Origin of the sequence: Caballeronia sp. LZ001 (assembly GCF_031450875.1) — a bacterium.
GTDB lineage: Bacteria > Pseudomonadota > Gammaproteobacteria > Burkholderiales > Burkholderiaceae > Caballeronia.
On record NZ_JARTVX010000004.1, the window covers coordinates 5,262,753 to 5,287,247 of the forward strand.

22 protein-coding genes and 1 pseudogene are annotated in these 24,495 nt (G+C 62.1%); 9 read left to right on the forward strand and 14 right to left on the reverse strand.

All coding sequences use genetic code 11. The features are described 5' to 3' along the window. The first annotated feature begins 223 nt into the window (after positions 1-223). Both P9292_RS35810 and P9292_RS35815 read left to right on the forward strand, forming a co-directional pair. On the forward strand, positions 224-1,267 hold the full coding sequence (locus tag P9292_RS35810) for a DUF2235 domain-containing protein (protein ID WP_250525779.1): 1,044 nt from the start codon (positions 224-226) through the stop codon (positions 1,265-1,267). A gap of 89 nt (positions 1,268-1,356) precedes the next feature. Continuing rightward, a complete protein-coding gene (locus P9292_RS35815; RefSeq protein WP_309963821.1) occupies positions 1,357-2,970 on the forward strand; it encodes a hypothetical protein in 1,614 nt (537 codons plus the stop codon). Positions 2,971-3,017: 47 nt separating this feature from the next. On the opposite strand, the gene P9292_RS35820 is transcribed toward P9292_RS35815, so the two are convergent. The 5 genes from P9292_RS35820 to P9292_RS35840 form a co-directional block, all read right to left on the reverse strand. Beyond that, entirely contained in the window at positions 3,018-3,584 is a 567-nt protein-coding gene (locus P9292_RS35820; RefSeq protein WP_309963823.1) for a hypothetical protein, read from the reverse strand. A gap of 21 nt (positions 3,585-3,605) precedes the next feature. Continuing rightward, positions 3,606-4,841, reverse strand: coding sequence for a porin (locus tag P9292_RS35825; protein WP_244827828.1), 1,236 nt, complete (start codon positions 4,839-4,841; stop codon positions 3,606-3,608). A 568-nt stretch (positions 4,842-5,409) separates the two neighbouring features. Then, positions 5,410-5,700, reverse strand: a complete 291-nt coding sequence (locus P9292_RS35830) for a hypothetical protein (protein ID WP_244827827.1) — start codon at positions 5,698-5,700, stop codon at positions 5,410-5,412. A 70-nt stretch (positions 5,701-5,770) separates the two neighbouring features. Further along, positions 5,771-6,922: an aromatic ring-hydroxylating dioxygenase subunit alpha gene (locus P9292_RS35835; RefSeq protein WP_250492436.1), complete on the reverse strand. Its 1,152-nt coding sequence runs from the start codon at positions 6,920-6,922 to the stop codon at positions 5,771-5,773. A gap of 150 nt (positions 6,923-7,072) precedes the next feature. After that, on the reverse strand, positions 7,073-7,993 hold the full coding sequence (locus P9292_RS35840; RefSeq protein WP_309963825.1) for a LysR family transcriptional regulator: 921 nt from the start codon (positions 7,991-7,993) through the stop codon (positions 7,073-7,075). Positions 7,994-8,111: 118 nt separating this feature from the next. Between P9292_RS35840 and P9292_RS35845 the strand changes: the two genes are divergently transcribed. Beyond that, positions 8,112-9,047, forward strand: a complete 936-nt coding sequence (locus P9292_RS35845) for an EamA family transporter (protein WP_309963827.1) — start codon at positions 8,112-8,114, stop codon at positions 9,045-9,047. A gap of 7 nt (positions 9,048-9,054) precedes the next feature. On the opposite strand, the pseudogene P9292_RS35850 reads toward P9292_RS35845, so the two are convergent. Continuing rightward, positions 9,055-9,684: pseudogene (locus tag P9292_RS35850) on the reverse strand (DUF938 domain-containing protein); the annotation flags it as partial. Between the two features lie 345 nt (positions 9,685-10,029). Here P9292_RS35850 and P9292_RS35855 point away from each other — a divergent pair. The 3 genes from P9292_RS35855 (at position 10,030) to P9292_RS35865 (ending at position 13,170) form a co-directional block, all read left to right on the forward strand. Further along, positions 10,030-10,536 carry an ankyrin repeat domain-containing protein gene (locus tag P9292_RS35855; protein WP_250525816.1) on the forward strand — a complete coding sequence of 169 codons (507 nt, stop codon included), beginning with the start codon at positions 10,030-10,032 and terminating at the stop codon, positions 10,534-10,536. 136 nt (positions 10,537-10,672) lie between these two features. Next, a complete protein-coding gene (locus P9292_RS35860) occupies positions 10,673-11,935 on the forward strand; it encodes a PRC-barrel domain-containing protein (RefSeq protein WP_309963830.1) in 1,263 nt (420 codons plus the stop codon). Continuing rightward, complete coding sequence (locus P9292_RS35865; RefSeq protein WP_244827821.1) at positions 11,929-13,170, forward strand: MFS transporter; 1,242 nt, start codon at positions 11,929-11,931, stop codon at positions 13,168-13,170. The genes P9292_RS35860 and P9292_RS35865 overlap by 7 nt, the downstream gene beginning before the upstream one ends. 3 nt (positions 13,171-13,173) lie before the next feature. On the opposite strand, the gene P9292_RS35870 is transcribed toward P9292_RS35865, so the two are convergent. After that, on the reverse strand, positions 13,174-14,556 hold the full coding sequence (locus tag P9292_RS35870; RefSeq protein ID WP_309963832.1) for an FAD-containing oxidoreductase: 1,383 nt from the start codon (positions 14,554-14,556) through the stop codon (positions 13,174-13,176). Positions 14,557-14,800: 244 nt separating this feature from the next. Between P9292_RS35870 and P9292_RS35875 the strand changes: the two genes are divergently transcribed. Then, entirely contained in the window at positions 14,801-16,114 is a 1,314-nt protein-coding gene (locus P9292_RS35875; RefSeq protein WP_244827819.1) for a sodium:proton antiporter, read from the forward strand. Positions 16,115-16,220: 106 nt separating this feature from the next. On the opposite strand, the gene P9292_RS35880 is transcribed toward P9292_RS35875, so the two are convergent. Next, positions 16,221-17,339 carry a saccharopine dehydrogenase C-terminal domain-containing protein gene (locus P9292_RS35880; RefSeq protein ID WP_244827818.1) on the reverse strand — a complete coding sequence of 373 codons (1,119 nt, stop codon included), beginning with the start codon at positions 17,337-17,339 and terminating at the stop codon, positions 16,221-16,223. A 156-nt stretch (positions 17,340-17,495) separates the two neighbouring features. Then, positions 17,496-17,951: an Lrp/AsnC family transcriptional regulator gene (locus P9292_RS35885; RefSeq protein WP_309963835.1), complete on the reverse strand. Its 456-nt coding sequence runs from the start codon at positions 17,949-17,951 to the stop codon at positions 17,496-17,498. A 285-nt stretch (positions 17,952-18,236) separates the two neighbouring features. Here P9292_RS35885 and P9292_RS35890 point away from each other — a divergent pair, with 285 nt between their 5' ends. Together P9292_RS35890 and P9292_RS35895 are read left to right on the forward strand one after the other, a co-directional pair. Next, positions 18,237-18,755 (forward strand): Spy/CpxP family protein refolding chaperone, encoded by a 519-nt coding sequence (locus P9292_RS35890; RefSeq protein ID WP_250508956.1) that lies wholly within the window; start codon positions 18,237-18,239, stop codon positions 18,753-18,755. Positions 18,756-18,916: 161 nt separating this feature from the next. Then, the gene (locus P9292_RS35895) at positions 18,917-19,345 is read left to right on the forward strand and encodes a PGDYG domain-containing protein (protein ID WP_309963837.1); all 429 of its coding nucleotides are present in this window, start codon (positions 18,917-18,919) and stop codon (positions 19,343-19,345) included. Between the two features lie 386 nt (positions 19,346-19,731). Here P9292_RS35895 and P9292_RS35900 read toward each other — a convergent pair whose 3' ends face one another. The 5 genes from P9292_RS35900 to P9292_RS35920 form a co-directional block, all read right to left on the reverse strand. Then, the gene (locus tag P9292_RS35900; protein ID WP_250464566.1) at positions 19,732-20,097 is read right to left on the reverse strand and encodes a DUF3022 domain-containing protein; all 366 of its coding nucleotides are present in this window, start codon (positions 20,095-20,097) and stop codon (positions 19,732-19,734) included. 14 nt (positions 20,098-20,111) lie between these two features. After that, positions 20,112-20,903 (reverse strand): YhfC family intramembrane metalloprotease, encoded by a 792-nt coding sequence (locus tag P9292_RS35905; RefSeq protein ID WP_309963838.1) that lies wholly within the window; start codon positions 20,901-20,903, stop codon positions 20,112-20,114. Then, a complete protein-coding gene (locus tag P9292_RS35910) occupies positions 20,904-21,983 on the reverse strand; it encodes a LacI family DNA-binding transcriptional regulator (protein WP_250464700.1) in 1,080 nt (359 codons plus the stop codon). 118 nt (positions 21,984-22,101) lie between these two features. Continuing rightward, positions 22,102-23,073: a D-glycerate dehydrogenase gene (locus P9292_RS35915; protein WP_309963840.1), complete on the reverse strand. Its 972-nt coding sequence runs from the start codon at positions 23,071-23,073 to the stop codon at positions 22,102-22,104. A 106-nt stretch (positions 23,074-23,179) separates the two neighbouring features. Beyond that, positions 23,180-24,463, reverse strand: coding sequence for an MFS transporter (locus P9292_RS35920; protein WP_309963843.1), 1,284 nt, complete (start codon positions 24,461-24,463; stop codon positions 23,180-23,182). Positions 24,464-24,495: the final 32 nt, after the last annotated feature.

A 24,495-nucleotide genomic window follows, 5' to 3' on the forward strand; every position in this document is an offset into this window, starting at 1 on the left:
GTGGATCAAGGATGGCACATTCATGTCGATCCGTCCGTGCGCAAGATGCATGGGTCCCCCTCGTATCCGCCAAAATACAGCCGCTCCATGCCCGCGCGCCGTTTTCGCGTATCCGATGCTTGCAGCTTGCCCCGCGATTTCCTATCCCTTACTCAAGGCGCTTTTGTCAGACCGCTGACAACGTATGAGAGCGTATCGAGATTTGGTAAGGAGACCCTTCATCATGAATCTCGCCATTTTTTTCGACGGCACCTGGAACGAACCCAACGATCGCACCAACGCATATCTGCTCTACAAGCTCGCACCCGAGACGGACGAGCAGGAAACGCTCTACGTTCAAGGCGTCGGGACACAAGGTAACGGGTTGTTCGCGCTGGCCAGCAAGTTCCTCGGCGGCGCGTTCGGCGACGGGTTATCGGAAAACATCAAGGCCGGTTATGCGTGGCTTTGCGAACGCTACAAACCGGGCGCATCGATCTTCATTCTCGGCTTCAGTCGCGGCGCCTATTCGGCGCGCAGTCTTGCCGGGCTGATCCGCAAATGCGGGCTCGCCACCGACACGGGACAAGATTCGATCGATCAGGCATACGGCATCTATCGTGATCAGAATGCGAGCGCCACGGATGACGCAGTCGTCGCGTATCGCAAGCAGTTCTCGCGCGATGTGGATATCGCATTCGTTGGCGTCTGGGATACGGTCGGCGAGCTGGGCATTCCAGTCGGCACATTGCCGGTGCCGGGATTTTCGAGCTACTACAAGTTCCACGATACGACGCTGTCCAACACGACGAAGGCCGCGTATCACGCGATCGCGGCCAACGAATATCGCTCGCTCTATGCGCCGACGTTGTGGACGCAAGGTTCCGAGGATCGTGGCAACTTGCCGCTCGAGCAGCGCTGGTTCATGGGCGCGCATGCCAATGTCGGCGGCGGCTACCTGAGTCCACCACGCACGCCCGAAGATCTGCTACCGCTGATTCCCGCCGAATGGCTGCGTGAGAAGGCGGCATCGCATGGCCTCGTGTTCGACAAGCCAATCGATATTCCGTTAGCCGCTTACGCGTGCGAACCAATCGATTCATACGCCGAGTTCATTAGCAAAAGCGCCGTGCTAAGGGATGTTTGCGAAAAGGCACCACGTGTTGCAGGTACGGCGCTCAACGAGACGATCGATCCAAGCCTTTCCAAGCGGCTCGATACGCCCGGTTTTCTGGACATCTATCCGCAACTCTGCGCACAGCTTCGCAGGCTGCCAGTTGGTCAATGAGCAAGCAGTCGATCGATCAGTAATCCGATCAATTGGCGATCCCAGCGTCAGGGCTGTCGCCTATTCGGTTTGATCGACGGGAGACCGTAATGAGCGTACCGTCCACACCGCAACTCCGCGCAGGCGAGCGCGAAGATATCGAGCCGAGCGATACGGAAGCCGGGCACGGCGATCCCGGGCCGCGCGCGGCCGAGGATCTTGCCAAATGCGAAGCACTCATCTCGCGCGCTGCCGCAACCGGTACGATCCTCGACAACGCCGACGTCGACGCCGTGCGTAACGCGCGCTGCGCCTTCGGTCGCGGCGTGTGGAACCGCGCTACCGCCAGTGCGTTTTATGGTGCGATGAGCCGTATCGCGGCAGCGTCGCATTATCCGGGCAGCAGCATCGTCGCCGATCTCGATCACTGCCGCGACATGGTCTCGTATGGCGCACAAAACGGCAAACCGCTCGATGAACACGATGTCGAAGCCATGTCGAGGGCACGCGCCGCCCAGCAAAACCGCACGTGGAACGCGGAAACGGAGAGCGCCTTCTATGCCGCGATGAGCCGTATCGCGCATGCGGTGACGCCTGTCGTCGCCGCGACTGCCGGCAACGAAGCACGCGAAGGCGCGCGTCGTGCAATCCGCATCTATACGCGCTCGGCGATTGCGCTCACCGTGCTGGTGGTGTCGTTGTCGTGCCTGCTCTTCGTGGGCAATCAGATTTCGAGCGATATCGCCAACGTCGTGAAGAGCAACGACGCGGCCGCGCTCACACTGCACAACCAGTTGCAGGCGCATGCGGTGGCTATCGGCGAGGCTGTCAAAAAGAAGGACGATGCCGCTCTCATCGCGCTGCAGAACTCGCAGCCCGCTCTGCAGATCAAGGAGGAACTGCAGAACTTCGCGACCAATAACCGGCAGCTTTTCGCGGACGTGTCCCGCATTAGTGCGTTGACCACCGGCCTTGGACTCGGTGTCATCCGCAGCCCTTATAAGCGGCCTTGCGACGATCAAGAGAGCGTGCTTAATTTTCAGAGCGCGTACCGCACTTCGCATTCGCGTCGATACACCGGCGGCAATGTAGACAGCGACTGGCAATGCAATCCGGACGTCGCCCGGAAGGTGCTCGAAATCACACTGCCGCTACTGGCCAAACCGCGCGCGCAGACCGGGGACGAGCATCCGCCGACCGATCTCGACGCTGTCGAGCAAGGGTTTCAGAAGATCGCCGTCTATCAGGACATCCGCGCGATGGCGCTGTATGCAAACGACATCATTCTTTCCATTGTGGGTGCTGTGACCGGCTTCTTGCTGCCCGTGCTGTATGCATGGCTCGGTGCGTGCGCCGCGATCTTGCGGCAGTTGAGCGCGGAGTCGTCTGCCAGCACGTTTCATCCCGAGCATTCGAAAGTGGCGAATCGCGCACATGTGACGAGCGCGATCATCGTCGGCATTTCCATTGGACTCTTCAGCAAGCTATTGGAGGGCGGCAAGGACGTATCGCCGCTTGCGTTGGCGTTCATTGCAGGGTACGCGTCGGACAAGTTCTTCTATTTCGTCGATCGCCTCGTCGGCGCGATGTTTCCCCCGCGCGACGCACCGCCGGTCCGGGGGCATGCTTCCGGAACGCTGTCTGGCGGTAAGACCAGAATTTCGGCTGGCAGCGCCGCGGCCCGGTCTGTCGAAGGTGGTGAATCGCCGCGAGGGCACGCGTGATTTTGCATGCTGCATGCCGCATTAAGAATGCAGCATGCAAACGCTCATCAGAACACCTGTGGTGGCGTTCCATCGGTCAAACCACGCGGCAGCGGTTCATCGAGCGCAAATTCCACGTTCGGATAATCCTGCAACCGCCCGCTCACTTCCGTCTCGCCTTCGCTGGTGAACAGTCCATCGAGATAATCGAACGACAGCTCTTCCACCAAAGCCTTGAGCGCCAGTTCCGGGCTGCGCTTGGGCTCCACTGAAATCTCGCCTACATCGAGACTCGCGCAATACTCGCCGTCTTTGGATTCGATCGCACCGATGTCGATAACCTTGCCGTCGACATTTTGTGCCAGTACGCGCTGTTCGACGGCGAAGAGGCGAAACAACTGTTCATCGAGTGATTCGTCTTTGGTGGTCATGTCCGTATCTCCGTTACAGGCCCTTGAGCGAGACTGAATGCCGACGTTTGCATGCGAAATACCATTCGCAGCAAAGGCTGCGCCAGCAAGCCCGCAACCCGGCAATATGGCAACCCGGCAACCCGACATGAACCCGGCATCGACCACGTAAACGAAAAAACCGGACGCCGAAGCGCCCGGTTTTCTGCATGCAGCTTTGTACAACCCGCTCGGCAGCCCGAAAGCTTAGAAGCGGTGAATGATACCCACGCCTGCCGCGAACTGGCTGCGCGAGGTCGACGGAGCGCTTTGGAAGCCGTCGCCGATCGAAGCCGTGGCGTTGATCTGGCGATTCGTCGCGCCCGCAGCGGTGAACGTCGGCGTGCCGAGCGTGCGGCCGTTGGCGCGCTGGAATGCTTCCAGTGCATACAGACCCGTGCGCTTGGACAGCGAGTAGTACTGGCTCAGGTTGAACTGATGGTAGGACGCTGCATCGTCGATACCGTTCGCCTTGCTTGCCCACGTGTAGCTGTAGCCAGCGGCAAAGTCCCATGCCGCCGTTGCCTTCCAGTGCAGCACGGTGCCAGCCGTATTGAAGATCGCCGTGTCGGTGAACTTCGAGTTGATACCCGGGATGTACTGAACGTTCGTGTACGTCGCCGAAATATCCCACTGGCTGTTGAACGTGTAGCCGCCGCCAACCGCGAAGCGGTTCTGAGCTTGCGCGCCCTGATAACCGTTCGTGACTGCCGAGATGCCCGACTGGCCGCCTGTGTTGGTCGTCGAATCCGCGCCGTAGACGCCGCCGCCGATCGTCGAGTTGTTGATACGCGTGAACGCGACCGTCGCGCCGATCGGGCCTTGCGCGTACTGCAAGGCGCCCGACCACGTCGATCCGCGATAGGCGCTATCCGGCGTGCCAGCCAGAGAGTAAGAGCCGCTTGCCGTGAAGCCGAAGAGTTTCGGCGACGTGTAGACGATCGAGTTGTTCGCGCGGTAGATCGTATCCAGTTCGTCCAGATCGCCCGGGTGCGCGCCGAAGTATCCGGTCAGCCAGTTCGTCGGGCTATACGGCGCCATCAGCGTGTAATACGACGTGTATTGGCGACCGAGAGTCAACGTACCATAGGTGGGGTTCGTGAGACCGACCCAAGCCTGGCGGCCGAACATCGCGTTGGCGTATTGCTGTCCGCCATTGTTGATGTTGAAGCCCGATTCCAACTGGAAGATTGCCTTGTTGCCGCCGCCGAGATCTTCGGCGCCCTTCAGGCCGAAGCGGCTACCCGCCCAGATGCCCGATGCCAGCTTGACGTTCGAACGTCCGCCGCTGTTGGAGCCAAGTGCGCCCTGGCTGCTCTGGTAGACGATCGAGTCATCGACGATACCGTAAAGCGTCACGCTGCTTTGAGCGAACGCCGGGACTGCTGCGGCAAAGGCGGTGGCGGCGACGATGGCAGCCTTGGTCAAGCGGAAACCCTTCATTTCTTCTCCTGTGTGCGAATGGCGAATCTTCTGATCTTTAGTGAGCCGGTAACGGATGCCGCTTAACGCTGAACCGCCTTATAAATTCGTAACATTTCATCGCTGGCAAGTGTATGGCTTACGGATGCAATGCGAAAGAATCAGGCAGATTCGTGTCTTTTTTTTGCACTGTGTGGTTAACCAGTATTTTCTGGCGCGCAAATATTGGGCATCCGGTCATGAAACTGACCGGTAGCTGACAACTGCGGGACGGATATCGAGATGTGACGAGAGCGGGGAAGAGTTGTGACGAAGCCGGCGCGATCGCCTCAAAGCCCTACTGGATAAGGCTCGATGTGAAAATTTGATACGCGGAGAAGGGAAGCGTGCCCGAGGACTCGGCCTGGGCCGAAGACACGACTGAAAGGATTTGCACAGTGCCAGCCACGCGGCGCGACTGAGTTTGACCACGGCTTACGGCCCGACGAAGGCCGTTACGGTGCCGAAGGAAATATGTAAATCACTAATCGATTGTTGGGAAGCCGCATGGATGGTCACCATGCGGTTCATGAGACTGCGCGCGGATGGCTCAGTCGTCGATCTTCGAGCGCAGTTCGCGCGCTGTTTCCAGCAAGCCTTCATAGCCCGAACGCGCATGCGCAGGCAAATCCGGGTCGCCGACGAGCGTGCCGAGCGTCTCGATGATGCTGTAAAGAATGCCCTTTGCCGCGCCGGCCGCCATCCTGCCTGCCGCGACGGATTCATCGACGTGTGAAAGCGCCGCATCGAAATGCTCGACGCCAGGATGCGCTTCGCCAACCGCCGGGTCGGTTGCGCGCGGATCGTTCAGATTGCGCGGATCAGTCGGGTCGCCGTTCATGTGATGGTCCTCCAGACGAATGGCCTTCTTCTTGTATAGCGCCGTGGCGATGCCGCCGCAATCGGTGGCATCACGACGTCGGCAAGTCCATCACCGGCTGCATGAAATGGATGCGCTTGGCATCGCCATAACCGGCGCGGTGCGCCACGCCATGCTCGGTCAGCAAAGCGCGCAATTCGAGAATGACCGGAAACACTTCGTGGTTGTGATCCGCGCCCTGCCTGTCATGCGCTTCCTGCTCGCGCTCGACGATCCACCGGTCTTCCTTGAAGATGCGCTCGGTGAACCACACGAGCAACGGCCACGCGGCATCGAGCACGCCGGGAAGTTTCGGGCGGCGGATCGACAGCAAGCCGAAGGTGCGGTTGGTGCGCTGTTCGGCATCGAGCGGGACATAGGCGATCCACAGGTCCATTACCATCGTCTCGTCCTTCGTGTGGATCTTGAGCGTCTGGTACGGATACTCGGTGCGAATCGTCATCACGTCCTTGTGCGAATCGTCGGCCTTGGTGCCGCGTTTCTGGCCGAACACGAGCGCCTCGCCGATAGGCTGCTTGCCCGCCTCGCGCGCGAAGGTGTAATCGACTTCGATCCAGTCGTCGCCGCGACGTCGTCCGACCGAGCGCGCGCGCATGCTGCCCATTTGCCGCCGATGCAGAAACTGATGGTTCATATCCATCAGGTTTTCATGCATGAAGCTGTAATGGCACTTCACGGGCTTGCCGAAACGGCGTGTCTTGTAGGCTTTGTCGCTCGCCGAGACGAGGTTGGGAAACTTGGCTTCGTCGGCCTTGGCCGGGTCGCCGGTGAAGACGAAGATGAGCCCCGCTTCCTCGCGGCACGGATAGGAACGCACGCCGTTGGGCAAGCGTTCGCGGCCGAGATACGGAATGTCGGTGCAACGGCCGGTGCAGTCGTAAGTCCAGCCGTGATAGCAACAGCGGATGGATTCGCCATCCACGACACCCGCCGACAACGGCACTTGCCGATGCGCGCAGCGGTCCTCCAGCGCGAACACTTTGTCCGACTCACTGCGCACGAGCACGATGGGATCGCCCGCGAACTTCACGGCGTGCGTCTTGCCGCGTTTGACCTCGCGCGACCATGCAAGCGGATACCAGTGATCCGGATGAATATCGACGCGGCGCAGATCGCGCGGCGCTCTTGTTGTTGTATCGACCGAACCGGCTTCCTGTTCGCCCTGCGGCAACGCTGCGTGCATGTACGACGCCTCCGGAAAAGGAGATCGGATTGAGCGCCACGCATGATGCGCGGCGCGATGAACGACCTTTGGCAGTCTACACGGCGCGGCCCGATTCGGTGCGCGTGCAGCCTGCGTTTCGTCAATGTGGGCCATGTCAAGCCGGTTCGGTCAGTCTGACTCGCCGAGATGGGCGTGCAGATAATCGATCAGCGCGCGCGCCTTCGGCGGCAAAAAGCGATTGGGCGGATAAAGCAGCCACACCGGTCCCCGATACGCGCGCGCCTGCACCTCCCAATCCACCAGCACGGCTTGCACGCGGCCGCTCGCAAGCGCTTCGCGCGCCGCGAACTCCGGCAGAGTCGCAATGCCCATGCCGTTCTCCGCCGCGTCGAGCCGCGCGCCCGCGTGATTGGCGATGTACCGGCCGTGCACCGCGACCGTCGCCGTCTCACCGCCGCGCGCAAACCGCCAGCGATGATCGTCCACGGTCTCGCCGAGCGGAATGCAATCGTGACGCGCAAGATCACGCGGATGCGCGGGCTCGCCGCGCGTCTGAAGATAACGAGGCGCCGCGCACAGCAGCCATCGCACGCGGCCGATGCGCCGTGCCGCGAGACCTTGCGGCGGATCGTCGGTGGCGCGAATGACGAGATCGACGTCGCTCGCGAGCGGATCGATGTCGTGATCGCTGAACACGAGCTGCAAATCCACTTCGGGATAAGCCGCGAGAAAGCCTGGCACGAGCGGATGAATCACCGACTTCGCATATGCCGTGGGCGCCGATAGCGAGACCTTGCCCTGTGGCTTGCCGGATAGTTGCCCGGCGGCATCCACCGCGCCGGACGCGGCCGTCGCCATGTCGCGGCAATGCCGATACACCTGATATCCCGATTCCGTCACGCGCACCTTGCGCGTCGAACGTTCGAGCAGGCGCGTGGCGAGCGCGTCTTCGAGCCGCTTGATTTGCCGGCTCACCGTCGATGGCGTGCTGCCCAATTGCCGCGCCGCGATCGAGAAGTTGCCGGCATCGACCACGCGTGCGAATACCGCCATGTCCGGCAGCAAGTCGAAAAGATCCGAAGGGTTCATTTGTGCATCCGCGACAATTAATCTGTGCGTCCAGACCCAATTATCGCGATGAACGCATCATTCGACAATGACGGCTCGCTGCTGGGCACTGCCAGTCAGCACTTACCGGAGCCGCCGCATGACCTTCGCATCGCCTGTTCGCCGCCTGCTTCCTGTCTCCGATTTGCTGCTTTTCGTGGTGGCGATGGTTTGGGGAAGCAGCTATGGCGTCGTCAAAAACGCGCTCGGGTTTTATCCGGTGCTGGCGCTCATCGCGTTGCGGTTCGGCATTACCTTCGTGCTGTTGAGCGTGAACCTGCGCCACTTGCGCCGTGTCGACCTGAAAACGCTCATGGGTGTGCTGACTTGCGGCCTCTTGCTGCTCGCCATCTTCCTCGCGGAGACCTTTGGCGTGATGCTCACGCGCGCCGCGAACGCCGCGTTTCTTATCAGTCTGTGCGTGGTGATGACGCCGCTCGTCGAATGGGCGATGCTGCGTCGCAAACCCGGCGCGACCGAGTGGCTCGCGGTCGCGGTGTCGCTCGGCGGTGCGTGGTTGCTCGCCGGCGATGGCGCGTTCAGCTTCAATCCCGGCGATGCGCTGATCCTGGTCGCCGCCGTGCTGCGCGCGCTCTCGGTGTGCGTGACCAAGCGCGTGATGCGCGCCTCGCCGCTTCCGGCGCTCACCGTGACGGCCGTGCAGGCGGGCGTCGTCGCGAGCGGCAGCGCGCTGCTGGCGTTCTTCTTCGTGCCGTCGCAATGGCAGCCCTTGCCGTCGTTCGCGGGACACGGCGCGTTCTGGGGCTCGGTGATGTATCTCGTGATCGCGTGCACGCTCTTCGCGTTCTTCGCGCAAAACTATGCGATTGGCCGCAGCAGTCCGACGCGCGTATCGCTTTTGATGGGCAGCGAACCCGCGTTCGGCGCGCTCTTCGCAAGCGTCTGGCTGGGCGAGCATGTATCGGCAACGGGATGGATCGGCGGCGGCCTGATCGTCCTCGCCTCGTTGATGGCGACAGTGCCCTGGCGCGGATGGTTCGCGGCGCGGTCGGGCCTCGCAAACCGATCGACCTGATCTTACCGCGCCGAAACACCAGACTGAAGTTGTTCGCCGGCATCGGCACCACTTCCTCGAGCGCAAAGCCCACCGATCTACCCAACGCCTCCACCGCCTCCAGATTGCGCACGCCCCAGCGCGGATCGCGTGCGCGCAACTCCGTGTCGAACGCTTCGTTGCTCGGAGCGGTATGCGCGCCATTGCGCCGATACGGCCCATACAGGTAAAGTACGCCCCCCGCCGGAAGATGCCGCGACGCGCCGCGAAACAGCGCTTCGGCGGCCTCCCACGGCGCGATGTGGATCATGTTGATGCACACGACCGCCGCGATTCCCGCGTCCTCGCCGATGCGCCAGTCGTCCTCACGCACATCGAGCGCAAGCGCCGCGTTCAGATTCGCGAGGCCCGCATGCTCGCGCCACGCGTCGATGGATGCGCGCGCGGCGGCATCCGCATCGCTTGGCTGCCACACGATGCCGGGCAACGCCGCCGCGCAATGCACGGCATGCTGACCGGTGCCGCTCGCGATCTCCAGCACGACGCCAGCGGACGGCAGCACGCGCGTCAAGACCGATAGAATCGCATCGCCATTGCGTTCGGCGGCGGGAGCGCGGCGGCGCACGCGGGCATCGTCATCGGGGGAAGTGGTCGTCATCGAAGAGCGCGGTTGAGTTTGGATTCGTTGAGCGTCAGGGCTTCGGTGGCACACGCTGAAAGAGTTGGCGCGATTCCTGCTGCCCGCCCCGTCGCACGAGCGTTGCCAAGCCCGCCGCGCGCCGGAGTTATGAAGCGCGCACGCAACCCCGTGTATGCTCCCGGAAGATTTCCGCGCGGCGCTCAAGCTTACCCGATGAGCAGCCGGTTGCCCGCAGCGCCATTCAGATAACGCGAAACCATGGAGCTGACCATGCCGCACGACCCAACCAGGGATACGCCTTCGGGCAACGCCCCGCAGCACGCTTCGCCGGCAAATGGCCCCGCCGACGGCCCGGACGACGAAATGATCGCCTTCGCGACCGAAGTCTTCGAAGTCGCGCGCAAAGGCGACGCCGCCATGCTCGACGCGCTGCTTGCCAAGGGCCTGCCGCCGAACCTGCGCAACGACAAGGGCGACAGCCTCGTCATGCTCGCGAGCTATCACGGCCACGCCGATGCCGTGCGCGTGCTGCTGCAACACAAGGCCGACCCGAACCTGCGCAACGATAACGGCCAGTCGCCAATCGCGGGCGCGGCCTTCAAGGGCTACAAGCCTGTAATCGAGACGCTGCTCGAACATGGCGCCGATGTCGAAGGCGCATCGCCTGACGGACGCACGGCGTTGATGATCGCGGCCATGTTCAATCGCGTGGAGATCGTCGAATATCTGATCGCGCGTGGAGCCAATCCGGATGCGCGCGACAAGGGCGGTTTCTCCGCACGCGACGCCGCCGAAAAAATGGGCGCGCCGGACACTGCCGCGCGTCTTGCGAAGGCGGCGAGCACGCATACACGCCCGTCTGATGTGTGACGGCGCGCGTGACACGCTCTCTGGCAAGGCCGCGCTGAATGCACGGTAACGAAGCCGCCCTCTTGCATGGCACTGGAGCGAGGCGCGCAGTGCCCGCTCCGATCGACAGGTGACACGGAACCATGGAGCTTTTGTGATGACAGGCGGACTCTCGCATCGAAGCGATGCGTCGACGACCGGCCTCGCCGCGCTCGGCCTCGTAGCGGGGATGCTCGCTATGCGCCTCGCCTGGCGCGCTGTCGCATCGCTGATGCGGCACCCTGCGCGGCATGAGCGATTCCCGCTTGCAACGCTCGCGGTGATCTTCGCGGCCTTCGCCCTGTCCGCCTGCGGACTCTTGCCGGTGCAGACGCCCGCGCCCATCGTCGAGCATTCGTATATTCCGACGCCGGACGAAACCGAGAGCACCGAGCCCGAGGAACCCGCGCCTGTCGCCGCCGTGCCCGAGCCCGCATCGACGCCGAAGCCCGCGCCCGCGCCGAAGCCCAAACGCCGTATCGTCAAACCGAAACCGCCGGAGCCGGTGATCGTGCAGCCGCAAGAGGCGCCCGAGCCGCCGCCTCCGCCCCCGCCGATCATCTCCACGCGTATCCTGCAGCACGATCAGCTGCACGGCCTGCTCGATGCCGAAGTGCAGCGCGCCGATGGCAAGGTCGTGGGCCGCGCGGTGGACCTGTATATCGATACCGCCGCCAAGCCGAAGCTCATGATGGTGAACCTCGCCGGCTTCCTCGGCGTAGGCGACCGAAAAGTCAACTTCCCGTGGACCGCGTTCCGCTTCGCGCCCAACTCGAAGACCGCGCCGATCACCTTCGTGCCGCCCGCGCCCGCCGTCAAGGGCAAGCCCGCCGACCCCGCGCCGAAGCCGCAACCGGTCGCGGAAGCGCCGCCGAGCTACCTGCAACTCGTCGATTCGACCGTGACCCAGAAGACCGGCGCGCGTATCGGACGGGTGGTCGACGTGCTCGTCGATTCGCAAGGCGAGCCCGAAGCGCTCGTGCTCGACCTGAGCAATTCGCTCGCGGAAGACAAGCGCCATGTGGCCGCGAACTGGGGCGATCTGCATGTCGTGACGCGCAACAAGCAAGCGAGCTTGCAGATGGACTTCACCGAAGCGCAACTGAAGGCCTCGCCGACATACTCGCCCGAGCAACCGATCAAGATCGTTTCGCCGGTCGTAGCCGCGCCCGCCGCGCCTGTTTCTTCGCCGGCGGCCACGGCATCGGCGGGCGCGCCGGCCTTCGAACTCGTCTACCGGCACGACCGCATCCGGGTCCGTGGCGGCGCAGTCGTCGGCATCGTCCGGCGCGCGCCCGAACAAATGACGCAGACGACGCACATGACGCAAAAGACGCACATGAAGATTCACGAGATCGATAACCGAATCACAACATGGTAATTGCACGAAGTCTGCGCGCGCTCGACTGGCTGAACTTCTTCGTCGCCAACGTGCAGACGGGCTTCGGCCCTTTCATCGCCTCTTATCTCGCTGCCAACAAATGGACGCAGGGTGAGATCGGCCTCATGCTGTCGGTCGGCACCATCAGCGCGATGGCGAGCCAGCTGCCCGCGGGCGCGCTCGTCGATGCCATGCGCAACAAGAAGTTCGCCGCGCTTTCGGCCATCGTCGCGATCATCGCGAGTGCGTTGTTGCTCGCAGCGAGTCCGACCTTCATTCCGGTGTTCGCCGCCGAAGTGCTGCACGGCTTCGCGAGCTGCATGCTGGTCCCGGCGATGGCCGCGATTTCGCTCGCACTCGTCTCGCGTGCCGATCTCGGCGACCGGCTCGGCCGCAACGCGCGCTGGGCGTCCATAGGCAGCGCGCTGACCGCCGCGTTGATGGGCGCGTTCGGAGAATATCTGTCCTTGCGCTCGGTGTTCTTTCTCACGGCGGCGCTCGCGTTGCCGGCAATCTTCGCCTTGCGCATGATTCATTACGATGCGCCGCCCGTCGTGCCGCGCATGCCTGCGGGCAAGCCGAACCTGACGCCGGAAGGCGAAGAGCGCGAGTCCTTGCGCGAGCTTCTGAAAGACCGGCGCCTGCTGATCTTCGCGGCTTGCGTGGTGCTGTTCCATCTCTCGAACGCGGCGATGCTGAATCTTGCCGCCGGCGAAGTCACCGCGCACATGGGCGACAACGTTCAACTGGTGATCGCCGCGTGCATCATCGTGCCGCAGTTCATCGTCGCGGCGCTCTCGCCGTGGGTCGGGCGCAAGGCGCAGCATTGGGGACGCCGGCCGGTTCTGATCATCGGCTTCTGCGCCTTGCCCCTGCGGGCGATTCTCTTCGCCGGCGTCAGCAGCCCTTATCTGCTCGTGCCGGTCCAGATGCTCGATGGCATCAGCGCGGCCGTCTTCGGCGTGATGCTGCCGCTCATCGCCGCCGATGTCGCCGGCGGGCGCGGGCATTACAACCTGACCATCGGCTTCTTCGGGCTGGCAGCGGGCGTCGGAGCAACCTTGTCGACCGCGGCCGCAGGCTTTGCCGCCGATCGCTTCGGCACGTCGATGAGCTTTTTCGGCCTCGCCGCTGCGGGCGCGCTCGCCGTCTTGCTCGTCTGGCTCGCGATGCCGGAGACGCGCGGAGCGGAGAAAGCCGAGGCCGGCACCGCCGAACCATCCGTCAAGGTTTGATAATCACTTCAATGGCTTGAGCATGCCGAGAAGCGTCGGCACCAGTTCGCTCACCGTCGGATGAATGTGCATGGCGCGCTGCAGCGTCTTGTAGGAAGCGTCGGCATTCATGATGTCGATGAACGTATGAATGACCTCGTCGCCTTCGATGCCGTAGATCTGCGCGCCTAGAATCCGCTCGGTGCGGGCATCGACGAGCGCCTTCATGAAGCCATCCGTTTCACCGCGTTCCTTCGCGCGGCCTACGCGCGACATCGGCATCGTGGCGATGAGCGCCTCACGCCCGTCCTTCCTGACCTCCGCCTCGCTCATGCCGACACGCGCAAACGGCGGATCGACGAACACGGCGTAAGCCATGATGCGGGTATCGACGCTGCGCGTTTCGCCATCCAGCAAGTTGGCCGCGATAATCTCGTAATCGTTCCACGACGTGTGCGTGAACGCGCCGCGTCCGTTCACGTCGCCCAGCGCCCATACGCCCTCGACGCGCGTACGCAATTGCCCATCCACTTCGATGATGCCGTGCTTGTCCGGCACGATGCCAGCATGTTCCAGACCGAGATCGTCCGTATTCGGCGTGCGGCCGGTGGCGAACAGCAGATGCGAGGCATCGATCGTTTCGCCCTCGGTGACGATTCGCACGCAGCCCTTTTGCGTTTCCACGCGACGCGGTTCCGTGCCGAAGCGAAACTCGATGCCTTCGCGCTGGAGCACGTCCTGCATCGCAAGCGCGACGTCCTCGTCTTCGCGCGCAAGGATGCGCTCGCCACGTACCAGAAGCGTGACGCGGCTGCCGAAGCGTCGGAACATCTGCCCGAATTCGAGCGCGATATAACTGCCGCCCACGATGACGAGATGCTCGGGCACTTCGGTGAGTTCGAGAATCGATGAATTCGTGAGATACGGCACGCCGTCGAGCCCGTCGATCTTCGGCACCGACGCTCGCGTGCCCGTGTTGATGAAGATCATGTCCGCGTCGATGTCCTGCTGCGAGCCATCGGCGGCTTCGATTTGCAGCGCATGCGGACCGGTGAAGCGCCCGTGTCCGTCGAATACGGTGATGTCGTGCGTGCCGCGCAGCCACGCCTCGATGCCATTGCGCGATCCGGCGATGACCTCGTCCTTGCGCGCCTTGACGCGCGCCATGTCCACTTTCACGTCGCCGCCGACGATCACGCCGTACTTTGCCGCCGTGCGCGCCACATGCGCGGCGCGCGCGCTCGCCACATAGGTCTTGGTCGGCGTGCAGCCGACATTCACGCACGTGCCGCCAAAAAGATGCCGCTCGATCACGGCGGTTCGTTTTCCGCTCTGTGCCAGCCGCACGGCGAGCGGCGAGCCGCCCTGACCTGTACCGATGACGACCGCATCGAAGTGCTGTGACATGCCTTGATCTCCTAAATGCGCACGCTGGACCGGTGTCGCCGAACCAAATGGATACAGCATGCAAAACGCAAATTAGCCAGCCAATATTACGCGGATCGTCGGGCGCAAGCAGGTTTGCTGCAAGCATGGGCATGTGACGTGCTTGCTGTTGTCTTCTCAGCCGCTTGCATTGATCCTGCATGCAGAATGCAAACGAGGACCAAACGGCTTCCCGCCATCCTCGAAACAATCGAACAGGGCTTCCATGACCGAGACGATGTGGTTTCTCATCGTCGGCGGCGTGCTCATTTTCATGGGGCTCGCCAGTTCGACATTCCGGCATTTGCCGATCAGCACCGCGATGTGCTACCTCGCCATTGGCTTCGTGCTGGGGCCGGGCGCGGCGAACATGCTGCATTTCGATCTCGCGACCGACGCCACGGTTTTGCGACGCATCACCGAAGTCGCGATGCTCGCGTCGCTCTTTGCCATCGGCTTGCGTCTGCGCGTGCCGCCCACGGACCGCATCTGGATACTGCCGCTACGGCTCGGCGTGGTCGCGATGGTCTTGACCGTCGCCCTGCTCACCGTCTTTTGCGTGTATGTGCTCGGCTTCAGCTGGGGGCCTTCGCTGCTGCTCGCCGCGATGCTCGCGCCGACCGACCCTGTCCTCGCTCATGATGTCCAGGTCGAAAAGCCTGGCGACATCGACTTGTTGCGCTTTTCGCTGACGGGCGAAGGCGGACTGAACGATGGCATCGCGTTGCCCTTCGCGCTGCTCGGCATCGCGGTATGCCGTTTCGAAGCGTCGCCTGCGGCGGTGCTGCACTGGAGCTTCGCGTTGCAGGCTTTGTGGGGCATTGCCGGCGCGCTCGGCAGCGGCTGGTTCCTCGGGGAACTGGCTGTGCGGCTCGTGGCTTATCTGCGCACGCGCCACGGACAGGCGCTCGGTCCGGAAGGTTTTTATGCGCTAGGACTGATCGCCTTGTCGTATGGCGTGGCCGAATTGCTGCACACGTATGCGTTTCTCGCCGTGTTCGCGGCGGGACTCGCCATGCGACGCGTAGAACAGAAAGCGAGCGGCGACAAGTCCGCGCGCGAAGCGGTCGGCACGATCGACGCCGACGATGTCGGCGCCACTGCATCCGATCCGGCCCGCGCGCACGCCTTCATGGCCGAGCGCGTGCATGGCTTCACGATCGAACTGGAACGTATCGCCGAAGTCGCGATCATGCTGATGGTCGGCGCCGTGCTCGCCACTATCTGGCGTGAGCTATTCACGTGGCAAGCGGCCTTGCTGATCGGCTGCTTGTTCTTCGTGGCGCGGCCGCTGTCGGTGGAGGCATCGCTCATCGGATCGGGCGCACATGGCGCGCAACGGCGGCTGATGAGCTGGTTCGGCATACGCGGTGTCGGCTCGTTCTACTATCTTTTGTATGCAATCGAGCAGGCGCCGAAGGACGTGGCCAAGCCGCTCGTTCCGCTTGTCATCGCGGTGATCGTGGCGTCGGTGATCATTCATGGCGTCACGGCGACGCCCTTGATGAAGCGGTATCAGCGTGTGATCGATCAGGCTTGAGGTGTGGCAGCGTGCATGCAAAATGCCGAAGTGGTGCTGTCTTCATGTCCGCTCTCATGTCCGTTATTGCCTCGCAGACCGACGAGGCGTATCTGAAGTGGCTGGTTCAGAGCGTCGCCATCCGCGGCGCGCTCGAAACCATATTCGCGCCTTGATAGAGCTTTCCAAAACGGTTATTCAAAAACGCCGCGAGCGGCACCTGTTCCTGACGCACGAACCCGCTTTGCGGCAGCACGCCTTCGCGGAACAGATCGAGCTCGGCACAGATGGCGCCCGCCGTCGTGATCTGGATTGCGCTCATCGGCATGCCGCCGACTTCCTTGGCAAAGACCTTGCGCGTGAAGACGTTCTGCACAAGTTGTCCCGATGGGCCGCCGCGCATGCCCGTTACCGTGACGAAGATCAGCACCACGTCCTGCGAAGTCGATGGCACCGCGCGCTTGAGCATTGCCTTGAGACCGTCGCGATCGGTCGACATGCGCAGATCGTCGAGGAGGAACTTCATCAGATCGCGATGGCCGGGGTATCGAACCGACTTGTAGTCGAGCGATTCCACCTTGCCCGCCAGCGTCTCGCATAACGTGCCGAGCCCACCCGAAGTATTGAAGGCCTCGTACTCGATGCCATCCAGCGAGAAATGTTCGACGCCTTCGAGCGGCTGGACCCATTGCGTGCGGCCATCGCGGATCGCTTCGCATGGCTGACAGTACTCGTTGATGAGTCCGTCGATGCTCCATGTCAGGTTGTATTTGAGCGCATTGGTCGGAAACTCGGGCAGCGCACCGACGCGCATTTTCACTTCGCGCACGTTATCGAGCCGCTCGGCCAGATCATGCGCGACGATGCCGATGAAACCCGGCGCGAGCCCGCACTGCGGCATGAAGGCCACGTCCGAACCCTCCGCGATGGCGCGAATTGCATGCGTTGCGCGCACGTCCTCGGTCAGATCGAAATAATGGACGCCCGCCGCCTTGGCCGCCGATGCAACGCTGATGGCAAGGTAATACGGCAAGGCGTTGACGAGTGCGTCGAAGCCGTGGAGCGCCTGACGCAGCGCTGGCGTCTCGGCGGAATCGACGCGGCGAGTCGCGATTCCCTCCGCTTCGAGCGCGGTGAGCGCCTGTTCGTCGCGATCGAATGCAACGACTTCGAAGTCTCCCGTGTCACGAAGCAAGTGGGCGATGCTCTTGCCGATCAATCCGGCGCCGACTAACGCTACTTTCATCGTTGTTCTCCTAGTGTATTTTGCATTTTGTGTCGCCTGGGAAGGCATGCTGAATACAGTTTAGGGACCGACGAATATTGATCCTAGACGCAAAATGATGCGTATCGACGATAATTTTCGACGTTTTGACAATATCCCGCTGCGTTTTGTATCGTCCTAACTCGAACGGTCGATCTTGCGCGCCAGAATGATCGAGGTGGTGGTGCGCTCCACACCTTCCAGTGTGCCGATTTCATCGAGCAAGTCGTTCAGGCGATCGGGCGAGTCCGCACGCAACCAGGCGACGTAATCGAATTCACCGCTTACCGCGCAAAGCAGTTGCATCTCCGGCATGCGCGCGAAGCGTTTCTGCACGTCGCGGCCGAACTTTGGCGCGAGCTTGATGCCGACGTAAGCCTGAATACTGGCGTCGAGCACGTCCTGGCCTAGCCGTACGCCGTAGCCCGCTATCACGTTGTTCTTTTCGAGCCGCGCCATGCGCGCGATGACTGTGGTGCGCGCCACGCCCAGCTGACGCGCGAGATCGGCAACGCTTTCACGCGCGTTCGTCTGCAATAGCGCGACGAGGTTACGGTCGATGTCGTCGAGCTGGTCGAGGCGCGGGGGTCTCATGTCGTCCTTCTCGCTGTGATGTTTGGCGTTTGTGTTGCGTTATGCGTTTTGTGTACCGCATGCGGTATGCAATCGGCCGCAAGCAGGATTATCGCCGACGTCACCGCCCGATCTTGCTTGAGCTTCCTTTACGGAATTTTCCAGAGAAGTATCGGATGTAAGCAGTTGTGGCAATCGAGGCGAATTGTCAGGCAGGCGTGTTACTAATAACCGCCGACGACGTTTCTGCCTTGACTGAGATCAACCAGCAAGCGCGCTTTCTCTTACTTCGACTAAGGTTTCGGAATGAAAAAAACATTCGTAGCACTGGCGGCATCTTGCATGCTTAGCGCCGCGTTCGCACAGACCGCGGCGCCCTCCGCGGCATCTGCCTCCGCCACGACGGCGGCATCGGCGCCCGGCGCCACGAAGCGCGAAGCTCGCGTGGAAGAACGTATCGCCCAATTGCATGCAAGCCTCAAGATCACATCGCAGCAGGAAGATCAGTGGTCGAAGTTCGCCGACGTGATGCGCGACAACGCGCACACGGTGGGCGATCTATACCGCCAACGCGTTGCACAACGCGACACCATGTCCGCGCTCGATGACATGAAGCAATACGAGCAGATCACGCAGGCGAATGCAGACGGCACAAAACGTCTGGTTGAGGCTTTCGAGCCGCTTTACGCAAGCCTTTCGCCGGAGCAGAAGAAGCTTGCCGATACGAGCTTCCGTCAAGAGCATCATGATCGCGCAAAGAATGCACGCGCTCGTCATCCGTCGCACGCGGGCGCAGCACAACCGGCATCGACGACGAAGCCTTAAGCCGCAGCGCGTAAGCGCTTGAATGCTTGGCATTCGGCGGCTTTGCCAAAACCCGCATCGGGCGTCATCATGGCGAACGAAGCGGGTTTTTCGTATTCTGGATGCAAAATCATCCGATTGCCGTTACGATCCCGCACCGCAACCGCATTGGCCGACTAATCATGCTCCATCTATCCCGCCTCGATCTCACAACAGATGCTGCCGCGCGCCGCGTCGTCAAGGACGAAGCCGTGACCGTGGAATTCGCCGCTGCGCCGGGCGAGTTGATGAGCCTGGAAGGCCCGAATCGCTATGCGCCCGGCGACGCTATCGTCACTGGCGCGACGGGTGAACGCTGGGTCGTGTCGCGTGACCGGTTCGATCCCAAGTACGTGCCGGAAGGCGGCATCGCGCATGGCGAGGCTGGAACCTACCGCAACAAGCCGAGCGTGGTTCTTGCGCGGGAGATGCATGAGCCTTTTTCCATCGCGCGGTCAGACGATGGCGACGTGCTCACCGGCGACGCGGGCGATTGGGTCATGCAGTATGCGCCGGGCGACTATGGCGTCGTGAAGGCGGCGCGCTTCGCGAAGGTTTATCGCGAAGTTTGAATGCGGTATGCAGGGGCGCGGCACGCAGGATTCAAGTTGCTGCCTTCGACGGGGATGGCCTCAACGAGCGTGCAGATCACGCGGAATTCGAATGCGAAGTGCATTAGCGTGGCATGCGGAATTCAAATCGCACGTATGCCGAAGACAGCCTCAACCAGGTTCAATAAATCCACGCAGACTTCGAATGCGAAATGCCAAGGCGTGGCATACAGAATTCAGATAGCCGCATCCGACGCGGACAGCCGCATAGCGCACGCACATCCGAGTGCAAGATGCGAAAGCGAACAGCCAACTCGCATCTGAATCGATCACCCGTTCCGCCCCACCTCGCTCAAATCTCGAATACAAAACGCAACCTGTCGGCATACAGAATACAACCTGCCCCTTCACGCGAAATCCTCTCCCATCTCGATTTCAAGCTGCCGCGGGACCGCCTCGCCATTCGCGTATGCTTCTTCCAGCGAACCCAGCGTCGCCTCCACATAGGCACGTAACACTGCATAGCTTCGAGCATGCATCCTCACCGGCATGGCTCGATATCGTGCCAGCGCGGCAGCATCGAAACGCACGTCGATGGCAATGCGCCGCGCCGTCGAACCGAAACGCATCGCGATGTAATGAATCGTCAGCGAGGTACGGCCTTCGTCGTCGAGGCGTTCGGCGAATTGCGTCTGCTCGGGGAAGAGATCGCTGATGACATGCGCAAGCATGTCGATGTCCGCGCTCGGGCAGTCGTATTGGTAGTCGTCCATGGATACTCGATGAATCAGGATTGGCGCGTGACTGCGGCGCGATAGTAGCGCACGAGCGCCACGGTGACGATCACGCCGAGCACGAGATACACGGCATCGGCGGCGGCGAGCGGAATCAGGCGCGCTTGAAAGAGCGCGGCCGGCATGCCGACGAGCGCGTGGGCCGCAATCAGCACGCCAAGCGCATGACGCGACCGTTCGCGCAGCATCTGCCACATCAGTGCCGAGAAGCCGAGTTGGAAGGCAAACGCACTCGCCCGCTCGACCACGAAGATAGCCGCCGACACAGGCGAGAGACTCATCAGCACCAAGTGAATACGCGCTACTGCATCGAGCGGCGCGCTTTCGAAATGCGCATCGAGCGTACCGTTGTTGGCCAGGATCGCATACACGATCCATTGCGCCTGTACGAGCACGCCGACGATCCACGCCTCCGCGCCACCATGTCCGATGCCGTAACCGAGCGCCGGACCGGGACGATCGAGCGCGCCGGGCTCGCGCGAGATGATCCACTTCATCGCCAGGAAGCGGCCCACTTCCTCGCACAGGCCCGCAGTGATGGCGCCATAGACTACGAAGACCGCGGGATTCATCAGCCACGCGGACGTGGCCGGATTGCCCAGCATGAAGCCATGTAGCGCGCGCTCGATCACCATGGCGAAAAGCGCAAACACGGCAATGCCGAGTATCGCCTCGCGCGGCACGAGCTGAAAACGCGGCCTCGCGAGCTTATACAACACAACCGGCAATGCAGCGATGATGAACGTGGCGAACCCCACGCACAGCAACGTCGATAGACTGACCATTCAGGTTCCTTGTGATGCTTCGTGTCTTGCTCTCGTCGTCGATGCGCGCACGACGAGTTCTCCCGGCAACAGACATTCGCGTGGCGGCATGACCGCGCCGCCGAGCCGCTCATGCAGAAACTCCACCGCGCGTCGGCCGATATCGTAAGTCGGCTGCCGCACCGTCGTCATGCCGGCGAGTTGCGCCCATTCGGAATCGTCGATGGACATCAACGCGACGCCCGCTTGCCAGTCCGCGCCGTATCGTTCCTTGAGATGCACCGCGACGCGCAAAGCCACCGGACCGTTCGCCGCGAACAAAGCGACGCGCCGGTTTGCCGCGCGCGCACCTTCGATGCGCCGATCGATTTCTTCGAGCGTGGATGCCGCATCGGCGAGATCGATCACGAGCGTCGCGCCGTTTGCAGCACGCGCGCTCACGCTTTCGCGAAACGCGGCCTCGCGCAAACGCCGCGAACTGACATGCGTGACGGGCTGCACGATGAAGAGCAATTCGTCGAAGCCTTCATCGATGAGATGTCCGGTTGCCAGTGCAACGGCCGCCGGATTGTCGAGCCCGACCATATCGGTAACGATGCCTTCCACCGAACGATCGACCAGCACGACCGGAATACCGCCTTGCGTGAAGCCTTGCAGCAACGCTTCCTTCACGCCGAGCGCATTCACGATCACGCCTTCGACGCGATACGTCGTAAGCAGTTGCAGATAACGCCGCTCCATGTCGACTTCATTGGCCGCGTGACAGATGAGCGGCATGTAGTTGAGCGCATGGCACGCGGCTTCCACGCCTTGCAGCACTTCGACGGAGTACGGATTGGTCAGGTCGGCGAGCAACATGCCGATCAGTCGATTGCGCCCGCGCTTCAGGCCGCGCGCCATCTGATTCGGTCGATAGTCCAGCCGCGCGATAGCCGCCTCTATACGCTCGCGCAAATCGGGCGACAACACGCCCGTCTCGCCGTTCAGATAACGCGAGATGCTGGTCTTGCCGGTGCCGGCTTCGCGCGCGACATCGGTGATGGTCGCGCGGCGCGCCCCGAAAACGCGCGGCCGGTTGCTTGAAGTGGGATCGTCGGACATGGTGGTCGTGATGGCTTGACGAACGCCCGACATCGGGCGAGCGGTATCGACATCGTTGTCGTTGGCCTCGGCATGCGCATGTTAGCGCATCGTGGCTGCCCGGCGATCCGATCCGCGTTCAGCGCTTGAGGACTTCGCGATTCACGATGTTCTGCGTGAGCGTGCCATCGAGCGCGCCGATGAGGTTCTCGGCGGCGTTGAGGTTCATCGCGTGACGCGTTTCATGCGTGGCCGAGCCGATGTGCGGCAACGCGACGACGTTCTTCAGCTTGAGCAAGGGCGAATCGACGGGCAGCGGTTCCTTGTCGAACACGTCGAGGCCTGCCGCGCGAATCGTGCCGTCTTTGAGAGCTTCGATGAGCGCCGCTTCATCGACGGTCGGTCCGCGTGATGCGTTGATGAGAATTGCGCTCTTCTTCATTTTCTTGAGCTGCGCCGCGCCGATGATATGACGCGTCTGAGCCGTGAGCGGCACTTGCAGAAGCACGAAGTCGGATTGCGCAAGGAGGTCGTCGAGTTCGACACGCTTCGCGCCGTAGTCCTTCTCTGCTTGCTCGTTGGAACTGCGATTCGTGTAAAGCACGTTCATGCGAAAGCCCAGCGACGCGCGTCTTGCCACCGCGCCACCAATGCGACCGAGCCCCACGATACCAAGCGTCTTGCCCTGCACATCCACGCCAAAACCTTCTTCGCCCAGGCTCGCTTTCCAGTTCCCTTCCTTGACCCATTCCGCGAGTTCGACCACGCGGCGCGCGCTGGCGAGGATCAACGCGAAGACCGTATCCGCGGTCGATTCGGTGAGCACGTCAGGCGTATGCGTGAGCACGATGCCGCGTTTGGTCAGGTCGTCGACATCGAATGCATCGAAGCCTACCGAGACCGTCGAAAGCGCCTTCAAACGCGTCGCGCCTTCGATCATCGCGGGCGTGATCTTCGCGCTCGCACCGATGGCGCCGTCGGCATCCTTGAGCGCCGCGACGAATGCATCATGATCGGCCGGATCGACATGTACGACATCCGCATGCTCGCGAAGGTACGCTTCGACATCGGATGGCAAGGACTTGTAGGCTACGATTTTCTTTCGGCTCATGGAGTTTTCAGACCTTTGCAGGCTCATGGTAAGAGTGGATGACGGCCGCTACGTTCATGCTTTCCATTAAAGCATAGACAGCAGCAGCGCTCTGGAGCTCTGGACATCACGACCCCACGGCGACGCGCGGACTCACCACCGCTGGCGGCTTTACGGCCAGCGTCAACGCCACGGCCACGAGCAAGGCCGCGCTCATGAAGACGTATGACGCAGCCGGCGATCCAGTGGCCCCGTTCAGGTATCCGACGACATAGGAACCCACGAACGAACCGAGCGCGCCCATGCTGTTGATGAGCGCCATGGCACCGCCCGCGACGTTCTTCGGCAGCAGTTCAGGCACGATCGCGAAGAACGGCCCATAAGGCGCATACATCGCCGCGCCTGCAATAACGAGCAAGACGTACGAAGCCCAGAAGTGGTTCGATCCAAGCAGATACGAACCCGCGAACGCCACCGCGCCGATCAGCAGGAATGGCCATACGAAGGCCTTGCGCGCCTGCAGTTTGTCGGAGGCCCAGGAAGCGAGCAGCATGGCGATGGTCGCGGCGAGATAAGGCACTGCGGAAAGCCAGCCCGTCTCGATCATGCCGAGCGTGGAGCCGCTCTTGAGGATGGACGGCAGCCAGAGTACGAAGCCATACACGCCGATGCTCCAGCAGAAGTATTGCGCGCACAGCTTGATGACAGCGGGAGACTTGAATGCCTCGCCATAGTTCTTCACCGGCTTGATCGCTGCTTGCTCGGCGCGCAAGGTGGCATCGAGATCGCTCTTTTCCGCGTCCGTGAGCCACGTCACCTGCGCGGGTTTGTCCTTCACGATGAACCACCAGATCACCGCCCACACCACCGCGGGCAAACCTTCGGCGATAAACATGTGCCGCCAGCCGAACGAATTCACGAGATAGCCCGAGACGACCGACATCCACAGCACTGTCACCGGATTGCCGAGAATCAGAAACGTATTCGCGCGTGAACGCTCCGACTTGGTGAACCAGTTCGCGATGAAGACGAGCATCGCGGGCATCACCGCCGCTTCGACGACACCGAGCACGAAGCGGATCGCCATCAGCGACGGTATGTTGCTCACCATGCCCGTCAGCGCGGCGCAACCGCCCCATAAAATCAGGCTCCAGAAGACGAGCTTCTTCACGCTGCGGCGTTCGGCGTAGATCGCGCCCGGAATCTGAAAGAAGAAGTAGCCGAGAAAGAACAACGCGCCGATCAGCGACGACAGTCCCTTGCTGATGCCCAGATCCTGATTGATGCCCGCCGCCGACGCAAAGCCATAGTTCGCGCGATCCAGATACGCAAGGCTATACGTGATGAAGACGATCGGCATGATCATCCACCAGCGGCGCACGGCGAGAGTCGGGGTTGAAGATGCTTGCATGGTTGTCTCCGAACACAGTTCGATTGAGTCTC